At 67.2% G+C, this 21,627-nt stretch carries 24 protein-coding genes; 10 read left to right on the top strand and 14 right to left on the bottom strand.

Annotated elements, in window-relative coordinates; genetic code table 11:
- Position 1 precedes the first annotated feature (1 nt).
- Positions 2 to 193: a hypothetical protein gene (locus N825_RS26945; protein WP_037458848.1), complete on the bottom strand. Its 192-nt coding sequence runs from the start codon at positions 191 to 193 to the stop codon at positions 2 to 4.
- Between the two features lie 137 nt (positions 194 to 330).
- On the opposite strand from N825_RS26945, the gene N825_RS26940 reads away from it, so the two are divergent.
- Positions 331 to 516: a hypothetical protein gene (locus N825_RS26940; RefSeq protein WP_037458847.1), complete on the top strand. Its 186-nt coding sequence runs from the start codon at positions 331 to 333 to the stop codon at positions 514 to 516.
- Positions 517 to 700: 184 nt separating this feature from the next.
- On the opposite strand, the gene N825_RS38125 is transcribed toward N825_RS26940, so the two are convergent.
- Complete coding sequence (locus N825_RS38125) at positions 701 to 2,788, bottom strand: ATP-binding protein (RefSeq protein WP_051513222.1); 2,088 nt, start codon at positions 2,786 to 2,788, stop codon at positions 701 to 703.
- A gap of 271 nt (positions 2,789 to 3,059) precedes the next feature.
- Here N825_RS38125 and N825_RS26930 point away from each other — a divergent pair, with 271 nt between their 5' ends.
- Together N825_RS26930 and N825_RS38120 are read left to right on the top strand one after the other, a co-directional pair.
- On the top strand, positions 3,060 to 4,112 hold the full coding sequence (locus tag N825_RS26930; protein ID WP_037458846.1) for an NAD(P)/FAD-dependent oxidoreductase: 1,053 nt from the start codon (positions 3,060 to 3,062) through the stop codon (positions 4,110 to 4,112).
- Positions 4,113 to 4,148: 36 nt separating this feature from the next.
- Positions 4,149 to 4,322 carry a DUF1289 domain-containing protein gene (locus N825_RS38120; protein WP_084165096.1) on the top strand — a complete coding sequence of 58 codons (174 nt, stop codon included), beginning with the start codon at positions 4,149 to 4,151 and terminating at the stop codon, positions 4,320 to 4,322.
- Here N825_RS38120 and N825_RS26925 read toward each other — a convergent pair.
- The 4 genes from N825_RS26925 to N825_RS26910 form a co-directional block, all read right to left on the bottom strand.
- Complete coding sequence (locus N825_RS26925; protein ID WP_037458845.1) at positions 4,319 to 4,513, bottom strand: hypothetical protein; 195 nt, start codon at positions 4,511 to 4,513, stop codon at positions 4,319 to 4,321. The two genes, N825_RS38120 and N825_RS26925, sit on opposite strands and share 4 nt — an antisense overlap.
- Positions 4,514 to 4,554: 41 nt before the next feature.
- A complete protein-coding gene (locus tag N825_RS26920) occupies positions 4,555 to 5,007 on the bottom strand; it encodes a ferritin-like domain-containing protein (RefSeq protein ID WP_037458844.1) in 453 nt (150 codons plus the stop codon).
- An 86-nt stretch (positions 5,008 to 5,093) separates the two neighbouring features.
- On the bottom strand, positions 5,094 to 5,678 hold the full coding sequence (locus N825_RS26915; RefSeq protein ID WP_051513220.1) for an ActR/PrrA/RegA family redox response regulator transcription factor: 585 nt from the start codon (positions 5,676 to 5,678) through the stop codon (positions 5,094 to 5,096).
- Between the two features lie 14 nt (positions 5,679 to 5,692).
- A complete protein-coding gene (locus N825_RS26910; protein ID WP_245613241.1) occupies positions 5,693 to 7,033 on the bottom strand; it encodes an ActS/PrrB/RegB family redox-sensitive histidine kinase in 1,341 nt (446 codons plus the stop codon).
- 106 nt (positions 7,034 to 7,139) lie between these two features.
- Here N825_RS26910 and N825_RS26905 point away from each other — a divergent pair, with 106 nt between their 5' ends.
- Together N825_RS26905 and N825_RS26900 are read left to right on the top strand one after the other, a co-directional pair.
- Positions 7,140 to 7,931, top strand: coding sequence for an ABC transporter ATP-binding protein (locus N825_RS26905; protein WP_037458843.1), 792 nt, complete (start codon positions 7,140 to 7,142; stop codon positions 7,929 to 7,931).
- Entirely contained in the window at positions 7,928 to 8,746 is an 819-nt protein-coding gene (locus tag N825_RS26900; RefSeq protein ID WP_198038913.1) for an ABC transporter permease, read from the top strand. The genes N825_RS26905 and N825_RS26900 overlap by 4 nt, the downstream gene beginning before the upstream one ends.
- A gap of 13 nt (positions 8,747 to 8,759) precedes the next feature.
- Here N825_RS26900 and N825_RS37570 read toward each other — a convergent pair whose 3' ends face one another.
- Positions 8,760 to 8,972 (bottom strand): DUF1127 domain-containing protein, encoded by a 213-nt coding sequence (locus tag N825_RS37570; RefSeq protein ID WP_037458842.1) that lies wholly within the window; start codon positions 8,970 to 8,972, stop codon positions 8,760 to 8,762.
- Between the two features lie 135 nt (positions 8,973 to 9,107).
- On the opposite strand from N825_RS37570, the gene gcvA reads away from it, so the two are divergent.
- Together gcvA and N825_RS26885 are read left to right on the top strand one after the other, a co-directional pair.
- On the top strand, positions 9,108 to 9,986 hold the full coding sequence (gene gcvA / locus N825_RS26890; RefSeq protein ID WP_037458841.1) for a transcriptional regulator GcvA: 879 nt from the start codon (positions 9,108 to 9,110) through the stop codon (positions 9,984 to 9,986).
- 213 nt (positions 9,987 to 10,199) lie between these two features.
- On the top strand, positions 10,200 to 11,876 hold the full coding sequence (locus N825_RS26885) for a methyl-accepting chemotaxis protein (RefSeq protein WP_037458840.1): 1,677 nt from the start codon (positions 10,200 to 10,202) through the stop codon (positions 11,874 to 11,876).
- 34 nt (positions 11,877 to 11,910) lie between these two features.
- On the opposite strand, the gene N825_RS26880 is transcribed toward N825_RS26885, so the two are convergent.
- Together N825_RS26880 and cobT are read right to left on the bottom strand one after the other, a co-directional pair.
- Positions 11,911 to 12,300, bottom strand: a complete 390-nt coding sequence (locus tag N825_RS26880; protein ID WP_198038912.1) for a DUF2141 domain-containing protein — start codon at positions 12,298 to 12,300, stop codon at positions 11,911 to 11,913.
- Between the two features lie 38 nt (positions 12,301 to 12,338).
- A complete protein-coding gene (gene cobT / locus N825_RS26875; RefSeq protein ID WP_037458839.1) occupies positions 12,339 to 13,415 on the bottom strand; it encodes a nicotinate-nucleotide--dimethylbenzimidazole phosphoribosyltransferase in 1,077 nt (358 codons plus the stop codon).
- A 118-nt stretch (positions 13,416 to 13,533) separates the two neighbouring features.
- Between cobT and cobS the strand changes: the two genes are divergently transcribed.
- Positions 13,534 to 14,310: an adenosylcobinamide-GDP ribazoletransferase gene (gene cobS, locus N825_RS26870; protein ID WP_084165094.1), complete on the top strand. Its 777-nt coding sequence runs from the start codon at positions 13,534 to 13,536 to the stop codon at positions 14,308 to 14,310.
- The gene (locus N825_RS26865) at positions 14,307 to 14,933 is read left to right on the top strand and encodes a histidine phosphatase family protein (RefSeq protein ID WP_037458837.1); all 627 of its coding nucleotides are present in this window, start codon (positions 14,307 to 14,309) and stop codon (positions 14,931 to 14,933) included. The genes cobS and N825_RS26865 overlap by 4 nt, the downstream gene beginning before the upstream one ends.
- Positions 14,934 to 14,943: 10 nt before the next feature.
- On the opposite strand, the gene N825_RS26860 is transcribed toward N825_RS26865, so the two are convergent.
- The 5 genes from N825_RS26860 to N825_RS26840 all read right to left on the bottom strand — a co-directional run bounded on the left by N825_RS26860 (position 14,944) and on the right by N825_RS26840 (position 19,739).
- On the bottom strand, positions 14,944 to 15,912 hold the full coding sequence (locus N825_RS26860; protein ID WP_037458836.1) for a cobalamin biosynthesis protein CobD/CbiB: 969 nt from the start codon (positions 15,910 to 15,912) through the stop codon (positions 14,944 to 14,946).
- Positions 15,913 to 15,951: 39 nt separating this feature from the next.
- Complete coding sequence (locus tag N825_RS26855) at positions 15,952 to 16,515, bottom strand: ankyrin repeat domain-containing protein (RefSeq protein WP_037458935.1); 564 nt, start codon at positions 16,513 to 16,515, stop codon at positions 15,952 to 15,954.
- A 78-nt stretch (positions 16,516 to 16,593) separates the two neighbouring features.
- Entirely contained in the window at positions 16,594 to 17,790 is a 1,197-nt protein-coding gene (locus N825_RS26850; RefSeq protein ID WP_037458835.1) for a multidrug effflux MFS transporter, read from the bottom strand.
- 45 nt (positions 17,791 to 17,835) lie between these two features.
- Positions 17,836 to 18,567 (bottom strand): M48 family metallopeptidase, encoded by a 732-nt coding sequence (locus N825_RS26845; protein ID WP_051513214.1) that lies wholly within the window; start codon positions 18,565 to 18,567, stop codon positions 17,836 to 17,838.
- Entirely contained in the window at positions 18,564 to 19,739 is a 1,176-nt protein-coding gene (locus N825_RS26840; protein ID WP_037458833.1) for a multidrug effflux MFS transporter, read from the bottom strand. Before N825_RS26840 ends, N825_RS26845 begins: the two co-directional genes overlap by 4 nt.
- Before the next feature lie 329 nt (positions 19,740 to 20,068).
- Between N825_RS26840 and N825_RS26835 the strand changes: the two genes are divergently transcribed.
- On the top strand, positions 20,069 to 21,481 hold the full coding sequence (locus N825_RS26835) for a Fic family protein (RefSeq protein ID WP_037458831.1): 1,413 nt from the start codon (positions 20,069 to 20,071) through the stop codon (positions 21,479 to 21,481).
- Positions 21,482 to 21,627 lie beyond the last annotated feature (146 nt).

The following is a 21,627-nucleotide window of genomic DNA, read 5'->3' as shown; positions in this document are numbered from 1 at the left end:
CTCAGCGCCTTAACAGATCCCCCGACGCGCGCGCCACCCGCTTCACCTGTTCCTCGTCCGCGAGCATGCGGCGCAAGGCATCCCGGATAATGGCGACGCGATCCTTCGTCAGCGCCGCCCGCGCGGCCGCGGCGTCGATCCGAGCGCTGGGGCCTTCCCCCGGTTCACCCGCCATGGCGACGTGCCGAAACATGAGGCATCCGCTTGGCGCAATCCTGCCATCCAGCTTTGGTATACAAGATACCGTATACAGTATTTGACACTGGAGACCTTCAGAGGCATATTCATCGCAACGCACACACAACCACTGACTGATCCGGAGCAAAGACCATGTTGACTGGAACCACCGCCGAAGCCGTCGTCCTCCTCGCCCTGATCGCGGTCGCCCACATCCTGGTCACGGCCCTGATCACCCGCAAGCTGACGGCGACCGACTCCACCGCCCCGCTGGCGCTCACCGTTCCCGGCAGCCGTAACCAAGCGCCCGCCAACGACCAGATGCGCCGCGCCGCCTGACCCCCACGTCAGCCGAAAGTAGGATGTTTTCGACTGTGATCATGCTTGCAATGCGGTGAAGGGGCCCTTATCTATTGCAGTGCAGCAGAGATGCTGCGACGCCTCTTTGGGCGTTTCCTCCCTAGACTTCGGGCCGCCCTCGTGGCGGCCTTTTTTTGTCCGTTTCCCAGGAAATCCACCGCTTTCACGACGCCCGTTGGGAAACCCTGTCGACCACCCGGTCGGCCGGCAGGCGGATGGTGACCGTGGTCCCCTCGCCCGGCGCGCTATCGAGCGTCAATGTCCCCCCATGCAGCGCCACCAGCGACTGGGCTAGCGGCAGGCCAAGGCCGGTACCCTGGGTTTTGGTGCTGAGCGAGCTTTCGATTTGGCCGAACGGCGCGAAGGCTTTCTCGATATCCTCCGGCGCTATGCCGATCCCCGTGTCGGCGACACTGATCGCCAAGGTCCCATCCGGCTCCACCGCGGCCGAAACCTCCACCTCGCCACCCTCCGGGGTGAACTTGACCGCGTTGGTCAGCAGATTGGTCAGGATCTGCTTCAGCGACAACTCCTCCGCGCGGACGAAAGGCAGGTCGGGGGGAAGGTCGACAGTGATGCCGATGCCGCCAAATCGGGCGCGCGCCTGGACCAGCCGGACGCAGGACGACATGACTCGGCTGATGTCGATCACCGTGTCCATCAGCTCCTTCTTGCCGGCCTCGATCTTCGACATGTCCAGGATGTCGTTGATCAGGTTCAGCAACTGCGTGCCGCTGTCGTGGATGTCGCGGGCGTAGTCGACATATTCGGCCTGACCGACCGGGCCGAAGGCCTCCGTCATGATCATCTCGGAAAAGCCGATCACCGCGTTCAGCGGTGTCCGCAACTCGTGACTCATGTTGGTCAGGAACTCGCTCTTCGCCCGGTTCGCCAGTTCAGCCTCCTCGCGCGCGATCCGGCTCAACTCCTCGGCGGCCCTACGCTCGGTGACGTCCTCGACCTTGCCTTCGTAATAGAGCAGCCGCCCGCGGGGGTCGCGCACCGCGCGGGCGGTCTCCGCGATCCATATGGTCGTTCCGTCCTTGCGACGGATCTCCGATTCGAAGCCATGGATGGCGTCGTGCAGGTCGAGAAGATAGGTGAACTCCTCCCGCCGTCCGGGATCGGTGTAAAGCTGGAGGCCGATATCCTGGAGCGCCGCCAGCACCTCCGCCGGATTGGAGTAGCCGTAGATCCGCGCCAGCGCCGGATTGGCGCTCAGCATCCTGCCTTCGGGCGAGGTTTGGAAGATGCCTTCGACGGCGTTCTCGTAGATCTCGCGGTACTTCCGCTCGCTCTCGCTCAAGGCGGCGGCGGTGCGATCGTTCTCGTCCACCCGCAGCTTCAGTTCACGGTTGATCCGCTCCAGGTGGCTGGCCAGCGCCCCGACATCGTGGGCCCGGCGTTGCGCCGTGTTCAGATACGCCGCCAGCATCGCGGTCACGACCAAGCCGCCGAGCAGCGTGCCGATCGGCGCCAAGGCGAGGGCTGGCGGCAGGCTGACCATCACGGCGCGGAACTCGGCGACCCAGATGCGGTCGCCGATCGCAAGCCGCGTCCGCCGGGTGACCGGCCCGACCATGGCCGTCAGTTCCAGGCTCGGCTGGTGGTCCCGAACATACAGGGATGTTTCCGGCTCAGCCGGATCGAAGACGCGAAGCGCCGGAGCCACCATGTCGCCGCCGCGCTCGTTGGTGGCAATTTGGAACAATTCGTTGAGACCGACCAGTCCGACCGCCGCTCCGGTGACGACACCATCGACACGCCGCCGCGTTGGGGATGCCACGGCCAGCACGCGGCCCAGCCCCGGTATCGCGCCGGAACTGTCGAGCACCGCGACTGTGGTCGGGCGCCCCGACAAGGCCGTCAGGATCAATCCGCGCAGTTCGGGATCGGTCTCCAGCGAAAACACCGAACTATCCTCGGTCATCTTGCCGATCAGATAAGCGACATCGACCGGCCCCTCGGCGTCGGGCGTCCAGAACATCAGATCGGCGCCATCCCGGGCTGGCAGGATATGCCCCAGGAAGCTGGTGAATTCTTGGGGGGTCACGTTGCCGGACGCGTTGAATAGGGCACTGGTCGCCCTGACCGTGTCCTCGAGCAAGCGCGTGCGCCGCTGGATCGTCTCGGTCGCCCGATCGGCCTGCGTGCCGAGGCTTTCGGAAATCTGCCCCGCCGTCTGCTTGCGGACGACCAGGAACATCGATAGCGACAGGGCGACGCCGAGCAGGATGACGCATCCCAGCATGATCCGCCTGGAATGCCGACGGCTGGCGGGATCCTGACGGGGGAGTTGACCTCGGTCACGGTCACGGACCAGCCGTGGCCGCGCTTCCCCCAACCCAACGCGTGGCGATCCAAGCATACAGAGAACCATTAACAGTGTATTTTACACGCATTATCAGAAAATTAGTGTAGCGGACAATCACTCATCTGGCTTGGGCCATAAATAGGCCTGGATGAATAGCCGCACCGGGCTAGTTCACAGCCGTACAATGAGACAATAAGGGCGGGCGATCATGAAGGACGTGTTCAAACAACCCCGCGTCGCCGTCATCGGCGCCGGCATGGCGGGACTCGCCTGCGCGGAACGACTGCTTGCCCAGGGCTGGCCGGTGACGGTGTTCGACAAGGGCCGCGGTCCCGGCGGCAGGATGGCGACGCGGCGCGTGACGGTACCCAGCGGAACGGGACCGAGTGGAACGGAAAACGGCTCGGCGGCGGATGTCACCCTGCGGTTCGATCACGGCGCCCAGTACTTCACCGCGCGCGATCCGCGGTTCCGCGCCCGCGTCGACGACTGGATCGCGGTGGGAGCGGCGGCGCCGTGGACCGGCGGGATCGTCCGCCTCACCCGGGATGGCGCGATCGAGCACTCCCCTGGTGAGCGCTTCGTCGGCATACCGGGCATGAGCGGTCCGACCCGCCTGCTGGCCGACACGACTCGGCCCCGCTCCGGCATCCGGGTCGCCGAGGTCACGGCGGGCGAGGACGGCTGGAGGCTTCGCGATGAGAAGGGTATCGATTTGGGGGAGTACGACCGCGTGGCGGTCGCGGTGCCGTCACCCCAGGCGGTGCCCCTGCTGGCCGAATCTCCGGACCTCGCCTATCGGGCGGCGAGCGCGGTCATGGCGGGCTGCTGGGCCGTGATGGCCCGCTTCGATCGACCGCTCGACATTCCCCACGACGGAGCCTTCGTCGTCGGATCACCGCTCTCCTGGATCGCGCGCGACAGTTCCAAGCCGGGCCGCGCGTCACAAGTTGGCGAGACCTGGGTCCTGCATGGCTCGCCGGAGTGGTCGGAGGCGCATATCGAGGATCAGGCGGGCGACGTCGCCAACCGCCTGCTGGAGGCGTTCCGCGCCATCGCGGGCGCCGCGGTTCCGGAGCCCAGCCACCTCGCGGCCCATCGCTGGCGTTTCTCGATACCGACCCGCGGCATCGACACGGAATGCCTGTACGATCCGGAGCGCGGCTTGGGAGCCTGCGGCGACTGGTGTCTCGGCGGCCGTGTGGAAGGCGCTTTCCTCAGCGGGCTGGCGCTGGCCGAACGCATGATCGGTGCTGGATGAACGGGCGGAACTCGACCGGGTATGGTATCTTGTGGAATGAGTTTAGATGAGAACCACGTCCGATCCCCCTGCACCCGCGTCTGCGTGATTGATCCGTTATCCGGGTATTGCCGCGGATGCCTCCGGACACTCGACGAGATCGTGGGCTGGGGTGTCGCATCTCCCGACCAGCGCCGCGCCATCCTGGCGGCGCTGGAGGAGCGGCGCTAGGCGTTGGGCGTTCGCTCGATCAGGTCGAACTCGGCGGTCGGTTCGGTCTCGACCAGTTCGGCGATGGTCTCGTAGGCCTGGGCGTTGGTATCCATCTGATCCTTGATCGGATCGTTCTGGTCTCCGACATGGCGGAAGAAGGACGCTGCGTCCCTCAGCAGTTTGGCGGCGATTTCGGCGTTGGTCGCCATCGGCTGTCTCCTGTTGTGAGGGAGGTTGTCGGCTGTGTGTCTCAGGAGGCTTGGCGCGCTCCCGGGTTGACGCTGGCGAGGCGTTCGCGGTCGGCGTGGAACCGGGCGAGATGCTGGCTGATGACGCTGGCGAGGTGGGTCGGCAAATCCTTGTCGAGCGCCTGCTCGAAGCGGCGGACCGCCTCCGTCTCGCCGCGCTGGATCTCCTCGATGATGGCGTTTCGATCACGACCCATCACGGAAGACTTGAGATCGACGAAGAAGCGATGGGCGCCGCCCATGATCGTGCCGCTGGCCTCGGGCGCCCCGCCCTGCTCGGCCACGTGCTTCTGGAGATCGCGGACCATGGCGCCGCGCTGGGCGGAAAGATCGTTGAACAGAGTCTTCAAGTCAGGTTCCTGGGCATCCTCGGCGGACTTCCGATACCCTTCGTGACTGTCCTCGGTGATCTGAATCAGATCATTCAGGGTATCGACGATCTCATCCTTGGTCATGGTCCAACTCCGCCGGTTCCGCCTTCAGGCAATAACCCGGGCGGCCCCGACTTGGTTCCCATCGCTCGGCGCGGGCATCAAAGCGCTCACCCCCGGGGGGCGTGCTTGTTCAGGATGCGCTGGAGGGTGCGGCGGTGCATCTTGAGGCGGCGAGCCGTTTCGGACACGTTGCGGTCGCATTGCTCGAAGACCCGTTGGATGTGTTCCCAGCGGACGCGGTCGGCCGACATCGGGTTGTCCGGCGGCGGCGGCAGGGGGCGGCCGTCGGCCAGCAGCGCCGCCTCCACCGCGTCGGCGTCGGCCGGCTTGGGCAGGTAGTCGACGGCGCCGGCCTTGACCGCCGCGACCGCCGTGGCGATGTTGCCGTAGCCCGTCAGCACCACGATCCGGGCTTCGGGACGGGCGTCGCGCAGCGCCGCGACCACATCCAGGCCACTGCCGTCACCCAGGCGGAGATCGACGACGGCGAACACCGGAGCGGACTCCTGCGCCACCTCGATGCCCATCGCGACGCTGTCGACCGCGACGACGTCGAAGCCGCGCTTCTCCATCGCGCGCGCCAAACGGTTTCGGAACGGGGGATCGTCGTCGACAACCAGGAGGCTGCGCGAAGCGTCACCGGAAAATGTCAGTTTGGCGGCCTCGCCGGTCGGACCGATGTCGGAAGTCATTCGCGTTCCCGTCCTCAGCCTTTCGTGTCGAAAATAGGTGGATTCCAACGTACGACAACTTGGGCCCCACCGCCACGACTATTGGCGAACATGACCTCGGCCCCGGTCCGCTCCAGCAGGGTTTGGGCGATGAAGATTCCCAGCCCCATGTGCGAGCCGCCCTCCGCCCTGCCACCCTCGACCCGCGTCGAGATATAGGGCTCGCCGATCCGGTTGAGCAGGCTCTGGGGAAAGCCGGGACCATCGTCGCTGACGGTGATGGTCAGCGCCTCGTCGTCCCAGCGGGCGCGCACCTTGACGGTGGAACGGGCGAATTGAGTGGCGTTCTGGATCAGGTTGCCGAGCCCGTGGATGATCTCGGGACTGCGCCGGATCATCGGGACGGGCGGGCCGGACACCGGTTCGGTCTCCAGCAGGAACTTGATGTGGCCCAGCCGGTGCGGCGCCCCGGCGGCGTCGATCAGGGCCGCCACGGTCAGGCGGTCGAACGGCTCGCCGCCCTCCGCCTCCGGCTTCCGCGACAATTCGGCCAAGATGTCGCGGCAGCGGAGGCTCTGGCTTTGCAGCAACGCGATATCCTCGGCGAGCGGGCTATCGGCCGGGATCTCGCTCGCCAGCTCCTTGGCGACCAGGTGGATGGTGCCGAGCGGCGTGCCCAGCTCGTGCGCGGCCGCCGCCGCCAGGGCTCCCAGCGCCGAGAGCCGCTGTTCGCGCTCCAGCGCCATCTGGCTCGCCGCCAGCGCGTCGGAGATCGAGCGGGCCTCCTGCGCCACGCTCCAGACATAGGCGGTGATGAAGATCGCCGAGAGCGACAGCGACAGCCAGATGCCGAGCAGGTAGAGCGACGGCAGGCCGACCGAGCCGTTCGCCCAAGGCAGCGGGAACTGCCACAGCGCCAGCCCCGTCAGGCAGCACAGCGCCAGCACGGTCAGGGCGATGACGCTGACCCTGGACAGGATGGTGCCGGCGACGGTCAGCGGCGCCAGGATCAGGATCGCGAAGGGGTTCTGGAGCCCGCCGGTCAGGTACAGCAGCAGCGTCAGCTGAAGCGTGTCGTAGCCGAGATAGAGGGCGGCGTCGCGGTCCGCCAGCCGCGGCCGCGTGCCGCGCTGGGCTTGCGCCGCCAGGTTCAGCAGGACGGAGGCGCCCATGGCGGCCAGCGCCGGACCGAGCGGCAGCTTGAAGCCGAAGCCGAAATGGACGGACAGCACGGCGGTCAACTGGCCGACCACCGCGATCCAGCGGATCAGGATCAGGGTCCGCAGCGTCACCCGCCCGTCGATCGCGGTGGCGATCGGCGTCATGGCGGGCGGATGGACCGGACCGGAACGCGGCGGAGGAGCTGCTTCGATCATGTTGGGCTGCCGGAAGTCGGGCGGGATGGGAGAGGGACTGGAAGGCCGGGCTTTGGAAGGAGACGGGGCTGGTCAGCGGGCGATCTGTTCGCCATATAGCCTGCTTATGTCCCAGCCTGTCATCAAAGTCGATCACCTGACCAAGCGGTTCGGTGACGCGGCGTCTCCCGTCACCGCCGTGAACGACATCAGTTTCGCGGTGCCGGCCGGAACCGTCGTCGGCCTGCTTGGCGGCAACGGCGCCGGCAAGACCACCACCATCTCCATGCTCCTGGGGCTGCTGCTGCCCACGTCCGGCGCCATCCGGATGCTGGGAGAGGACATGCTGCGCCACCGGCACCGGGTGCTGACGCGGATGAACTTCTCGTCACCCTATGTCGACCTGCCGCATCGATTGACCGTCGCGGAGAACTTGACGGTCTACGGTCACCTCTACGGCATCCCGGGGGTGCGGCGACGGGTCGCGGAGATCGCCGAGGCGCTCGACGTCACGCGCTTTCTCAAGAAGCCGGTCGGACAGCTCTCCGCCGGGCAGAAGACCCGCGTGGCACTGGCCAAGGCGCTGCTCAACAAGCCGGAGGTGCTGCTGCTGGACGAGCCGACCGCCTCGCTTGACCCCGACACCGCCGACTGGATCAGGACATATCTCGAAACCTACCGCGACCGGACCGGGGCGACCATCCTGCTGGCGTCGCACAACATGCTGGAGGTCGAGCGGCTGTGCGGGTTGGTCCTGATGATGCGCGGCGGCGTCATCGTCGATCGCGGCACGCCGGCCGACCTGCTGGAACGCTATGGCCGCGATACCCTGGAGGACGTCTTCCTGGACATCGCGCGCGACCGCCGGAGTGGCGGCGCCGAGCCCGCGGCGGATCGCGTCGGGGATGCGGCGGAATGACGAACATGATGCGAACGATCGGGGCTTCCGCCCGGCGCGTCGCCGCCATGGTGCTGCGCTACTGGTATCTACTGCGCGGTTCGTGGCCACGCCTGCTGGAACTGGCCTACTGGCCGACCGTGCAGATGATCATGTGGGGCTTCATCAGCCAGTTCATGGCGACCAACAGCACCTGGGTGGCCCAAGCGGCCGGCGTTCTGATCGCGGCGGTGCTGCTGTGGGACGTGCTGTTCCGGGGACAGCTTGGCGTGTCGCTGTCGTTCCTGGAGGAGATGTGGTCGCGCAACCTGGGGCATCTGTTCGTCAGCCCGCTGCGGCCCGGTGAGTGGGTGGTGGCCCTGATGACGATGAGCCTGATCCGGACCCTGCTGGGAACCCTGCCGGCCGGGCTGCTGGCGATCCCGATCTTCGGCTACTCGATCTTCGACATGGGGCTGCCGCTGGTGGCGTTCTTCGCCAACCTGATCATCATGGGCTGGTGGCTGGGCCTGATGATCGTGGCGCTGATCCTGCGCCACGGCTTGGGAGCGGAAAGCCTCGCCTGGGTGTCGATCTTCCTGCTGGCTCCCGTCAGCGCCGTCTACTACCCCGTCTCGGTGCTGCCCGGCTGGCTCCAGGCGGTGGCGTGGTCCCTGCCGTCGGCGCATGTCTTCGAAGGGATGCGGGCGCTGATGTTCGAGGGGGTCATCCGCTGGGACCACCTGGGCTGGGCGGCCGGCCTGAACGCCGCCTACATGGTCCTGGCGGCGTTCATCTTCCTGCACTTCTTCAACGTCGCCCGGAGCCGGGGAGCGCTGCTCCAGACGGGGGAGTGAGAAGCCCCGAGGATCACTCCCGCCAGAACGGCTTGGCGACCTCGTCCAGGGCTTGGCCCTCGGTCAGGCCGATATCGGACAGCATGTGACGATCCATGCGGGAGAGGTCGCGGCGGGTCAGCGCGCGCCGACGCCACACGGCCGGCAGTTCCGCGAGACGGGACCAAGAGACGGCTGGAGTGGCGAAGGGCAGCGCCGGCGCATGCCTGGTTTGAGTTCTGATCATGGCAGCCTCCTTGGCGTGCTGGTTGGGCGGACTGGGTTGGTGTCGTTCGTTAGCGTATATCTATGGCCCCCACCCCTTGTGGACAAACCATGAGTTCTCATGTTCCGCATGAGGGAAACTCATGCGTGAGCCGTCATGTCCCGCCGTCTGCCGCCGCTCAATTCACTCCGCCCGTTCGAGGCCGCCGCCCGCCACCTGAGCTTCACCCTGGCGGCGGAGGAGTTGCACGTCACCCAGGGTGCCGTCAGCCGCGCGGTCAAGGGGCTGGAGGACCATCTGGGTGTCGCCCTGTTCCAGCGGCTGCCGCGCGCCTTGGCGCTGACGGTCGAGGGCAAGGTGCTGCTGACCGGAGTCACCGATGGGCTGGACAGGATCGCGCAGGCCGCCGCCCGGGTCGAGGCGCGCGCCCACGACCTCCAGGTCAAGGTGCCGCCGACCTTCACCATCCGGTGGCTGATGCGCCGGCTGATCCGCTTCCAGACCAGCCGTCCCGACATCCGGGTCAGGCTGAACACCGGCTGGGAGTGGGTCGATTTCGACCGCGACGACTTCGACGCCGGCATCGTGTTTGGCGTCGGCCCCTGGCCGGGACTGCGCGCCGACCCCCTGTTCGAGGAGCGGCTGACGCCCCTGTGCGCGCCATCGATGCTTGACCGTCTGGCGACCCCCGCCGATCTGGCGCGCTGCACCATCCTGCATCCGGATTCCCAGCAGAACGAGTGGCGGGCGTGGCTGGAACTGGCCGGTCTGCCCGACCTGGACGTCGACCGCGACAGTCAGATCTTCGACACTCAGGATCTGGCGATCCAGGCCGCCGCCGACGGACATGGCGTCACGGTCGCCGACCTGTCACTGGTCCAGGACGACATCGCCGCCGGCCGGCTGGCGGTCCCCTTCCCGGAATTGGAGGCGCGGCTGGGCAGCTATCAGCTGGTCAGCCCACGGCATCTGGCCGACCGGCCGGCGCTGACGGCTTTCCGGGACTGGCTGCTGGAGGAGGCCCGCCGAAGTTGAGGGAGGGATTCGCGTTTTGCGAAAACCTTCTTGGCGTTTCGCAAAGACGGGGAATAGCGGTAACAGGACTTACGTCATAGGGAAAGGCGGTCGGGCAAACGAAGCCAAGGTATCGCGCCACTCCATTCCATCGAAAGCGGTATATGGATGAGCCCATTCTTGGCACCACTCCTGCTTTCGAAAGGGTCAACACATTGACACAGTGGGTGACCCATGGGAAATCTGACACTGCGCGCCAAGATGCACGCCGCCTTGGCGGCTTTGGCTGTCCTCATCATCGGCTTGGGCGTGTTCACCGTCGAGCGGATGGCGGTGGTCAACGACCAATCGACCATCCTCTCCGAAATCTGGATGCCGCGCGCCAACCTGTTGAACGCGGTCAACACCGCGACATCGGACTATCGCATCGCCGAGGCGACGCACATCATCTCGACCACCGACGCGCTGATGGCCCGGGCTGAACAGGATCTGGATAGGATCGGGAAGGACATCGACCAGCGTCTGAGCGCCTACGCCGGATACGACCTGGATATCCACGAGCGTGACGGCATCACGCGCGTGCAGCGTGAATGGCGCGACTACATCAAGAAGAGTGGCGAAATGCTGGCCCTCTCGCGCCGCAACGAGAACGAGGCCGCGGCGGAAGCCTTCAGGACGACGAAGGGGGACTTCGACGCCTTTTCCGAGACGCTGCTGGAGTTGGTGACCCTGGATACCCGCTACGGCGCCAAGGCCAGCGAGGAGGGTGACGCGATCTACGCCTTCTCCCGCGCGATCGTGATCTCCGTGCTGACGCTGGTCGTCGCGGCCCTGGTCGGCGTGGTTCTGTTCTTCGAGAAGGCGGTCGCCGCCGCCATGATGAGGATCACCGGAACCATGACGCGGTTGGCCGCCGACGACCTGACGGTCGAGGTCGCCGGCCGCGAGCGTGGCGACGAGATCGGGCACATGGCCAAGGCGGTCCAAGTGTTCAAGGAGAACGCCGAGCAGCGGAAGCTTCTGGAGGCACGCGAGCGCGAGGAGTTGGCGGCCCGCCTCAAGCGGATGGAGACGATGGATCGCCTGATCGCCGGCTTCGACCAGAGCATGAGCGGGATCCTGAGGACGGTCTCGTCCGCCGCGACCGAACTGGACAGCACGGCCCAGAGCATGGGGGCCATCGCCGAGGAGACCAGCCGGCAGGCGACCGCGTCCGCCGCCGCGGCCGAGCAGACCTCCGTCAACGTCCAGACCGTCGCCGCGGCGGCCGAGGAGATGAGCGGGTCGCTTGGCGAGATCTCGCGTCAGGTGACCCGTTCGACCGGCATCGCCAACCAAGCCGTCTCCGAGGCGGAGCAGACCAACGCCACCATCCAGGGCTTGGCCGACGCCGCCAACCGGATCGGCGAGGTTGTCGACCTGATCGCCGACATCGCCAGCCAGACCAACCTGCTGGCGCTGAACGCGACGATCGAGGCGGCCCGAGCCGGCGAGTCAGGCAAGGGCTTCGCGGTGGTGGCCTCGGAGGTCAAGAGCCTGGCCACCCGCACCGGCAAGGCGACGGAGGAGATCTCAGCCCAGATCTTGTCGATGCAGCAGGCCACCGGCGGCGCCGTCGGCGCGATCCGCGGCATCGGCACCACGATCAATTCGATCAACGAGATCACGACGGCGATCTCGGCCGCAGTCGAGGAGCAGACCGCCGCCACCGCCGAGATCTCGCGCAACGTCACCCAGGCCGCCGCCGGCACCCAGGAGGTGTCGAGCACCATCATCCAGGTGACCGAGGCGTCCGCCCAGACCGGCACGGCGGCGACGCAGGTCCAGGGCGCCGCAGGAGAGCTGTCCCAGCAGTCGGAACTACTGCGCGGCGAGGTCGAGCGCTTCCTGGCGGGCATCCGGGCGGCGTGAACCCACCCGCCACCTGTGCCCCTACTTGTGCCCACTACTTATGCAGGTCGACCTTGGTCTCGGTGAGGCCGGTGCCGACGGTCACGGCCATGTCGTCGAAGGCGGGCGGCGCGAAGTTGATCTTCGCGTCGTTGCCGAACCCATAGGGCTCGGTCGGAAATCCCAACAGGTTGGTGTCCAGCTTGCCGTTGCCGTTGAGGTCGTGGATCGCCGCCACCCCATAGCGCCCGGGGGGGAGGTCGCGGAAGACGACCACGACCTCCCCAACCTTGGCCGGCACCAGTTCCCCGAAGGTCCGCTCCCGCTTGTCGAAGGCTTCCGGCGTCGCGTAGAGACCGACCTTGACGTCGCCCGCGACGGACTCGAGCCCGCGGACCGTCACCCTCAGCTCCGCGGCGGCGGCCGGGCCGATTCCCAGTGCCACCCATAGGGCCGCGGAGAGCGCGGTCGGTCTCAACCCGATCAATGGAGCTGGCCGGGAGTGGGCGATGCCGCCTGCCCGCTGACCCCGGCCTCGTCGAAGGTCGCCATGCCGGTGTGGCATTCGACCGCCGCCTTGAGGATCGGGATCGCCAAGGCGGCGCCGGAACCCTCGCCCAGCCGCATGCCGAAGTCGAACAGCGGCCGCATGCCCAGCTTCTCGATCAGGCGGGCGTGGCCGGGCTCGGCCGAGCGGTGCGCGATGACGCAGTGGTCGAGCGCGCGGCTGTCCATCCGCCACAGCACGGCGGCGGCCGCCGTGCAGGCGTAACCGTCGAGCACCACGGGCGTCCGCGCCATGCGGGCCGCCGCGATGGCGCCGGCGATGGCGGCCAGTTCATAGCCGCCCAGGCACCGCAACGCCTCCAGCGGATCGGTGGAGGCTGTCGGATTGGCCGCGAGGCCCGCCGCCACCGTTTCCACCTTGATCGCGATGCCGCTGGCGTCGACCCCGGTCCCGGGGCCCACCCAATCGGCCGGATCGCCGCCGAACAGCGCCGCGCACAGGGCGGCGGCCGACGTGGTGTTGGCGATGCCCATCTCACCCAGGCAGATCAAGTGAAGTCCCTGCTCCACCGCCATCATGCCGTATGCCATGGAGCGGGCGCAGCCCTCCTCCGACATGGCGGGGCCGGTGGTGAAGTCGCGGGTCGGATGATCGAGGTCGAGCTCGTAGACGCGGAGGTCGGCGTCGGCGGCCTCGGCCAGCTGGTTGACCGCTCCGCCGCCGTCGATGAAGTTCTGGACCATCTGGGCCGTGACCTCGGAGGGATAGGCCGAGACGCCGCGCGCAGCGATGCCGTGGTTGCCGGCGAAGACGCTGACGCGCGGGCGGCGCAGTTCCGGCGGGTGCTTGCCCTGCCACGTCGCCATCCACTGCGCCAGTTCCTCCAGGCGGCCGAGCGAGCCGCGCGGCTTGGTCAGCTGGTTCTGCCGGGCCACGGCCGCCGTGCCGGACTCCAGGTCCGGACCGGGCAGGTCGCGCATCAGGGCGCGGATCTCGTCGAAGGTGACGCCGGGCTGCTGGGCGGGTTGTTGAGTGGATGGCGGGCTTGACATAATATGGTCTCGGTTGTGCGGAATTGGTCGCTTGGCGATAAGGCGCGCACCTTGGCAGGAAAGCCGGAGCCGGTCAAAAACCTTCCGAACGGACCTGCCCTGCCCTATACGGGGACTGATGGCCAACAACTCCCCAGATATGGCGTCGGCGCGGCTCCGTGACGAGATCGCGGCGGCGACTATTTTCCTGACCCGGCTGCCGGTTCGTTTCGACGGGCCGATGCCGGCGGACCTGCATGGCCGCGCGCTGGGCTGGTATCCGCTAGTCGGAGCCTTGATCGGGCTGGCGGCGGGTGGTGTTTACGCCGGAACCCTGACGTTGGGATTGACCCCGATGGCGGCGGCGCTGGTGGCCCTGGCTGTCCAGATCGCGGTGACCGGAGCCCTGCACGAGGACGGCTTGGCCGACGTGGCCGACGGTTTCGGTGGGGGGCGCGACAAAATGGCCAAGCTCGCCATCATGCGCGACAGCCGGCTGGGAAGCTATGGCGTGCTGGCGCTGATGTTCTCCGTCGGATCGCGCTGGTCGGCGCTGGTGGCCCTGGCCGACCCGCTGGTGGTGACGCTGGCGCTGACGGCGGCCGGCGCGCTGTCCCGCGCCGTGGTGCCCGCCGTCTACGGCTATCTCGATCCCGCGCGAACCGATGGCTTGGCGGCGGGCTTGGGCCGGCCGCCGGGTCCGCGAATCGTCCTGGCGCTGGCGCTTGGAGCTTGCCTGGGCGGCTTGGCGCTGGGTGCCGCGGCACTGCCTGTCCTCGCGGCGGCGATCATCGCGGCGCTGGCGATGGCCGAGCTGGCGCGCGGACAGATCGGTGGGCATACCGGCGACGTGCTGGGCGCCTGCCAGCAGGTGGTGGAGATCGCGATCCTGTTGCTTCTGGTGACGATGCGATGACCGACGTGACCCGCTGGTGGCTTGTGCGCCACGCGCCGGTGATCAACCCGGACAAGCTGCTGTACGGACAGGCCGAGATCGCGGTGGACCGGGTGGACGCGCGGGTGCTGACGGCACTGGCCGGCTCGCTGCCGGAAGCCGCCATCCGGATGGTGACACCGCTGTCACGCACCCGCCTGACCTTGGAGGCGATCGGTGGCGCCTCGCCCACTCCCTTGGTCGAGCCGGGCTTGCTGGAGCAGCATTTCGGTGATTGGCAAGGCTTCAGCCATGACGCGCTGGCGGCGTCCGGCGATGGTCGCGTGGCGGAGTTCTGGCGAACACCGGCGACGGCGCGGCCTCCCGGCGGCGAGAGTTTCGCCGATGTGGTGAACAGGGTCGCCGAGACGCTGGGGCGTCGGTCGGCGGAGTTCGCCGGCCGGGGCATCGTGGCGGTCTGCCACGGCGGCTCGATCCGGGCGGCGCTGGCGGTGGCGCTCGGCATCGATCCGGCGGCGGCGCTGGCTTTCCAGATCGACCCGCTGTCGGTGACCCGGATCGACCACATCCCCGTGGCGGGAGAGCGGCCGGTCTGGCGGATCATGGGCGTCAACCTGCCTCCGACCCAGCCAGACGGCTATTGAATGTGGGATCTCAGAGGTATCGGAGGCCGATGGCGCCGGCCGCCGCCAAGCCCGCCAGCATCAGGCAGACGACGGGATGGATCACCAGGGCAGGCTTGATGTCGGCGGGAACCGCGCGGGCCCGTCCCTCGCCGATCCAGGGTGCCCGGATGATCACGGCGCCCTCGCGCCGGGGACCGCCCAGCGACAGGCCGAGCGCGCCCGCCATGGCCGCCTCCGCCGGTGGTCCCGCCGTGGCGAGGGTACGGATCGCCTCCACCGTCTGGGTCCGGGGTACGAACGGCGTGGCCAACACGATCAGCACGCCGGTCAAGCGCGAGGGCACCCAGCCGAGCACCGCGAGGAGCCGGGCCGCCGCCAGTCCGAACCGGTCATGCCGGGGACCCCGGTCGCCGATGGCGCGGTCCAGCGCTTCCGCCACGATCCACAGCAGGATGCCCGGCGGACCCGCCAGCGCGTACCAGAAGGCGGGCGCCACGACATGGCGGTCGAGCGCTCGGGCGGCTCCCTCGATCGCGGCGCGGACGACGCCGTGCTCGTCCAGGGTGTCGGCCTGACGCTCGGTCAAGCCGGCGACCGCCTCGCGTCCGGCGGCGAGACCGGTCCCCTCCAGCGCCCGCAGTGTGGCGCGAAGCTGGTTCCACGGCCGGCGCACCGCTAGCGCGCCGACGACGATCAGCAGTTCCACCAGCTTGCCCTGCCCCGATGGGGGGAGAGCCAGCGTCAGGACGAACCCCGCGACCAGCGCCAGCGTGGCGAACAGCAGGGTGACGATCGTTCCCCGGACCATCCGGACGGTGGCGCCGCGGTTGAAGCGGTTGAGCCGACGATCGAACCAGGCGGCGGCCCGGAGCACCAGCCTGCGCGGCAAATCGAGCACCCGGTTCAGCACCGGCAAGTCGCCGACCAGCGCCGCGAGGGCCAGCGCCAGGGGCAGCAGGAGCAGCGGGTCGGCGCCGCCGGGCCACGGGAACGGCATGGGGTCGGGTCTTCCGCTGGATGTCGTCGGCGAAGTCCGTCAGCCGCCGGCCTGCTTGAGCGCCGCGATGATGCGCTGGCTGCGGCCTTCCAGCGCCCAATCCAGCGCGCTCCGGCCGGTATAGTCGAGCCTGTCCACCTTGGAACCCAAGGCGATCAGCTTCTGCACCGCCTCCAGCTTGCCGCTGCGCGCGGCCTCCATCAGCGCGGTGGCGCCCTGCCGGTTCTCCATGTCGATCTTGGCGCCGCCCTTGACCAGGAGTTCGATCACCGTGGCGTCACCCTGTCCGGCGGCCCAGAACAGCGGACCATTGCCGTTCCGGTCGACCTGGTTGGGGTTGCCCTTGTTCTCCAGCAGCAGTTGGACGATGTCGGGGTTGGCCGCGGCGGCCGCGTACATCAGGGGTGTCTTGCCGTTGCCGTCGGAGGTGTTGGCGCTGGTGCCCTTGACCAGCAGGGAGCGCATGGTGTCGTAGTTGTTCTCGACCGCCGCCTTGATGATCGGCTGCGCCTGGAACAGCAATGTCTGCGCGCCGGCCGGCGCCGCCATCACCGGAACGGACAGGGCGAGGGCGAACAGGCCGGCGGCCAAGGTTTTCCTCATGACGTCGTCTTCCATAGCTGTGGGGTTCGGCGGGCGGCAGTGTAGCCAATCGGACGGGTGGAACGCCACCGTGTCGGATCAAGCGGTCGGAGTGGTCCGCCGCGCGATCAGCAGGCGATGGGACGCGGCGGCGGCCAGGGCGCCGGCGCAGACCACCGCCATCATCGGGATCTGGGTGCCACCCTGGAGATGGCCGACCAGGATGCCGGCCGCGGCGGCGAAGCCCATCTGGATGAAGCCCATCATCGCCGACGCCGCCCCGGCCATGGTCGCGAAGGGTCCCAAGCCGCCGGCCTGGGCGTTGGGCATCAGCAGGCCGGCCCCGATCATCAGGCCGAACATCGGCGCCAGGATCGCGGCGGTGTGATCGACCCTGGCGATGGCCAGCGCCAGCCCGGCGACGCCGCACAGGCCCGCCAGCGTCGAGCCGACGCCGATCAGGCGGTCGATCCCCAGTTTGCGGGTCAGCTTTCCGGCGGCGAAGGTGCCGATCATATAACCCACGACGATGACGCCGAACGCCATGCCGTAGCGCTCCGGCGTCAGCCCGAACTGGTCGATCAGCACGAAGGCCGAGCCGGAGAGGAAGGCGAACATGGCGCTGTAGATCGCGGCGAGGCACAGGGTGTAGCCGGTGAAGGCACGGCTGCGCAGGAGCGACGCGTAGTTGGAGACGAGCCGCCGGGGCATCAGCGCCAGGGCGTCACGCTGGCGGTTGGTCTCCGCCAGCATCAGCCAGACGGCGGCCAGGATCACGACGCCGAAGCAGGTCAGGAACAGGAAGGTGACGCGCCAGCCGAACAGCACGGTCAGGTAGCCGCCGATCGCGGGACCGATCGCCGGAGCCAGCGCCATTGCCATCGCCATGTAGGCCAGCACCTGCGCCGCCCGCTCCCGGCCATGGACGTCGCGGACGACGGCACGGCCCAGCACGGGACCGCAGCACGACCCCAGGGCCTGGAAGAAGCGCGCCACGATCAACTGTTCGATCGTTCCCGCCATCGCGCAGGCGGCGCTGGCGACCGCGAAGATCGCGATGCCGACCAGCAGGATGGGCCGGCGGCCGAAGCGGTCGGACAGCGGCCCATAGACCAGCTGGGACACGGCGAAGCCGACGAGATAGACGCTGAGCGTCAGCTGGACGGTCGCGATGTCGCTGTCGAACACGCGGACCAGCGTCGGCAGCGACGGCAGGTAGATGTCGGTGGACAACGGCCCGAAGGCGACCAGCGCGGTCAATAGGACGGCGATCACACGGCTATCGGATCGGGGCATGGTGGGTTTTCTCACCGGAATCCTTGAACTTTTGACGGAGCGGCGTCAGCCGAAACGCAGCAGGCTGGCGCCATTGGCCTTGAGCCAGGCGCGCGGCGCCTCGACCCGCGGCGTCAGGGTGGCGACCAGCGCCCAGAAACGGCCACCATGGTTCATCTCCACCAGATGGGCGACCTCGTGGGCCACGACATAGTCGAACACGGCTTCGGGCGTCAGGATCAGCCGCCAGGAGAACGACAGCCGTCCGGACGAGGCGCAGCTGCCCCAGCGGCTGCGTGTGTCGCGCACGCTGACCGCGGCGACCCGCTTGCCGATCGTCGCCGCCTTGGCGCGGGACCGCATGGCAAGTTCCGTCCGCGCCTCCTGGATCAGGAAGTCGCGGACCCGGCGGGCGACGAACTCGGCCTCGCCGCCGACCCGGATCTCGCCCGAAGCCCTGTGCGTAGCACCCCGATAGCCGGCGGCGTGGCGGATCACGTGATCGACGCCGAGCACCGGCACCACGGCCCCCTCGATGAAGGGCCGGCGCGGCGGCATGGCGGCCAGACGGCCCCGAACCCATTCGGCGTGACGGGTGACGAAGCGCGCGGCCTCGGTCTCGCTGACACCCAAGGGCACCACGACCTGGATCACGTCGCGACCGGGATCGACGCGCAGCGTCAGGCGGGTCGCCCGGGCGCTCTCGCGGATCTCCAGCGCCGCGGCCGGCAGGCCGGTGACCACCAGGGGACGGGCGCGGGTGGCGGGAGCCGCGGCGGCGACCTTGGTCCTGATCATGGCATCACCACGCCACGCCGGCACCAGACTAGCCGCCAGTAGAGCGTCGTCCCGGCCAGGGCGAGGATCAGCAGCATGGCGGCGGGCGTCACCATGCTGCCGTCCCCGGTATTGGCGACGATGACGCTGCCGACGGTCCCGACCGCCATCTGCATGAACCCCATCAAGGCGGACGCCGCTCCGGCGATGTGGGGAAACGGGCTGAGCGCTCCCGCCATGGAGTTGGGCAAGGCGATACCCATGCCCATGGTCCACAGCGCCATCGGACCGATCACGCTGGCGATGGTGACGATGTGGTTGAGGCTGAAAGCCAGCATCAGCACCGCCCCGCCGAACAGCAGGGTTGTGCTGATCAGGATCATGCGGTCGAGCCCCAGCCGCTCGACCAGCCGGTTGGCGAAGATGCCGCCGATCAGATATCCCAGGACGGTGACGCCGCTTGTCCAGCCGTATTGCTCCGGCGTCAGTCCGATCAGGCCGATGAAGACGAAGGGCGCCGCCGCGTGGAAGGTGAACAAGCCGCCCAGCGCCACCGAGCCGATCGCCATGTAGCCGACATAGCCGGGATTCCGGAACAGCTGACCGTAATTGGCGAGGATCCGGGACGGGCGCAACGCGTCGTGGTCGGGGGCGGCGTTCGTCTCGGGCAGGCGCCATGCGACCACCACCAGCAGCGTCAGCCCGAAGCCGCCGAGCACGGCGAAGATCGCGTGCCAGTCGAACCAGACCTGGAGATAGCCGCCCAGCACCGGCGCCACCGCTGGGGCCACCGCCAGCGCCATGCCGATGAACGAGAGCACCCGCGCCGCCTGTTCGCGCGTGTGGATGTCGCGCACCATGGCGCGGCCCAGGACCGGCCCGACGGCGGCGCCCAGCGCCTGGACCAGCCGCGCGCCGATCAGGCTTTCGATGTCGTTGGCGAGACCGCAGCCGACCGATCCGGCGATGAAGACGACCAACCCGGCGATCAGCACCCGGCGCCGGCCGAAACGGTCGGAGAGCGGTCCGTAGACCAACTGCCCGATCGCGAAGCCGATCAGGTAGACGCTCCAGGTCAATTGCACCATGCCCGGCGTGGTGGAGAGCGCCCTCGCGATGTTGGGCATCGACGGCGCGTACATGGACATGGTCAACGTGCCCAGCGCCGTGATCGCGGTGAGCAGCAGCGTCATGGCTGCGAAACCTGGGGTGGCGAGACCTGGGGCTGGGAAACCGGGGCGGGGATTGGAAGGCATGCGGCTGTTATAGACGGCGCGGACGAAATTACCAATTGGCCTCAGCCGCATGGCTGCCCTGGACGGCGCGGACCGGTGCCACTGGGCGCTTTCAATCCAGTTCGAATTCCCGTGGCTGATGACGTGTGAAAGGACTTGCGCATGGGTGACCGCATTTGCGCATACAGTCTGTTTTTATTGCGCATAGAGCCAAATTTGGCGTATGGAATATATTTCTTTGCGCATAGGGTTCGAGTGCGACAACACCGTTGCGTAGAGAGGCTCCCATGCCAAAGACAGCTTCCGAAGCAGGGCGAGCGGAGATCGAAGACATCCTGCGCGGCCATCCTGACGGAGCTACGGTACAGCAGATCGCCGCCCTTCATTCCAAAGCGCCGCCGATGCGCACGCTCCAGTATCGTCTCAAGCAACTGACGGACACTGGCCGTATCTTGAAAGAGGGAGATCGGCGCTGGGCAAGATATAGGCTGCCATCGGCGGACGGCGTCCAACCCGAGAGATCAACCTCACCCAGTCTCACCAAGACGCTCACCCCGAGTGCCGGCGAGTTCAGTATCCCGATCTCCCCGCATGCTGCAGGCATCCGCAACCGCGTTCTCGCGCCAATCGCGGCCAGGACTCCAGTGGGTTACAAGCGTGACTTCCTGGAGAAGTACCGACCCAACGTCACTTATTACCTAACCGAAACGGAAAGACGGCATCTTGCCGGGATTGGCCGACCCGATATCGCGGATCAGCCAGCGGGCACCTACGCGAAACAAATCATGAGCCGTCTTCTGATCGATCTATCGTGGAATTCCAGTCGTCTCGAGGGCAACACCTACTCGCTGCTGGACACAAGACGCCTGATCGAGTTTGGCGATGAGCCCGAAGGAAGGAATCGTCTCGAAGCCCAGATGATCCTGAACCATAAGGATGCGATCGAATTTCTCGTGAACGAGGCGGAATTGATTGGCTTCAATCGGCACACAGTCCTGAATCTTCATGGAATGCTCGCGAACAACCTTCTTCCAGATGAAGCGGCGGTCGGGCGGCTAAGGCGCATTTCCGTTGGCATAGACGGATCTGTTTTTCACCCCCTGGCGGCGCCACAAATCGTCGAGGAATGCTTCGACCAAATCCTGGCGACGGCATCAGCCATCGACGATCCATTCGAGCAGTCATTGTTCGCGATGATCCAGTTGCCGTATCTACAGCCGTTCGATGATGTGAATAAGAGAGTGTCCAGGCTGGGCGCCAACATCCCGTTCATCAAGAAAAACCTTTGTCCGTTGGCCTTCACGGATGTACCGAAATCCGACTATACCGATGCCATGCTGAGCATCTACGAACTCAACGAAGTCGATTTGCTGAAAGAAGTTTTCATATGGGCATACGAGCGTTCCGCTCTGCACTATGCCGCGATGCGACAGTCTCTTGGAGAGCCAGACCCATTCCGAATGAAGCATCGGGATAACCTGCGTCACGTCATGGCTGAAATCATGCGTGGCAAGATGGGCAGAAAGATCGCTGTCGACTATATCGCCGAGTGGACCAAAGCGAACATCAGCCCAGCGGATCAGGAGCAATTTCGCGAGATTTCGGAACGAGAAATCCTCAGCCTCCACGAGGGAAATTTTGCTCGCTACCGTGTCAGGCCATCGGAATTCTCCGCTTGGCGGAAGGTATGGGGCAATTAGTTCCACGATGGGTCAGCTTCAGCCATAAGCCGTTTAGAGGCGACGAGCTTTCCGCCTCAACGCTTCAGCGGCCTTCGGAGCCGCCGGGCGAGGAGAGCGGATGGTCGCCCCGAGAAGAGCATCGATCGAACAGGGCGAAGCCCTGT

The organism is Skermanella stibiiresistens SB22, assembly GCF_000576635.1.
Lineage (GTDB): Bacteria > Pseudomonadota > Alphaproteobacteria > Azospirillales > Azospirillaceae > Skermanella > Skermanella stibiiresistens.
The sequence above is the reverse complement of the archived record's forward strand: the minus strand, read 5'-3'. Positions and strand labels throughout refer to the sequence as shown.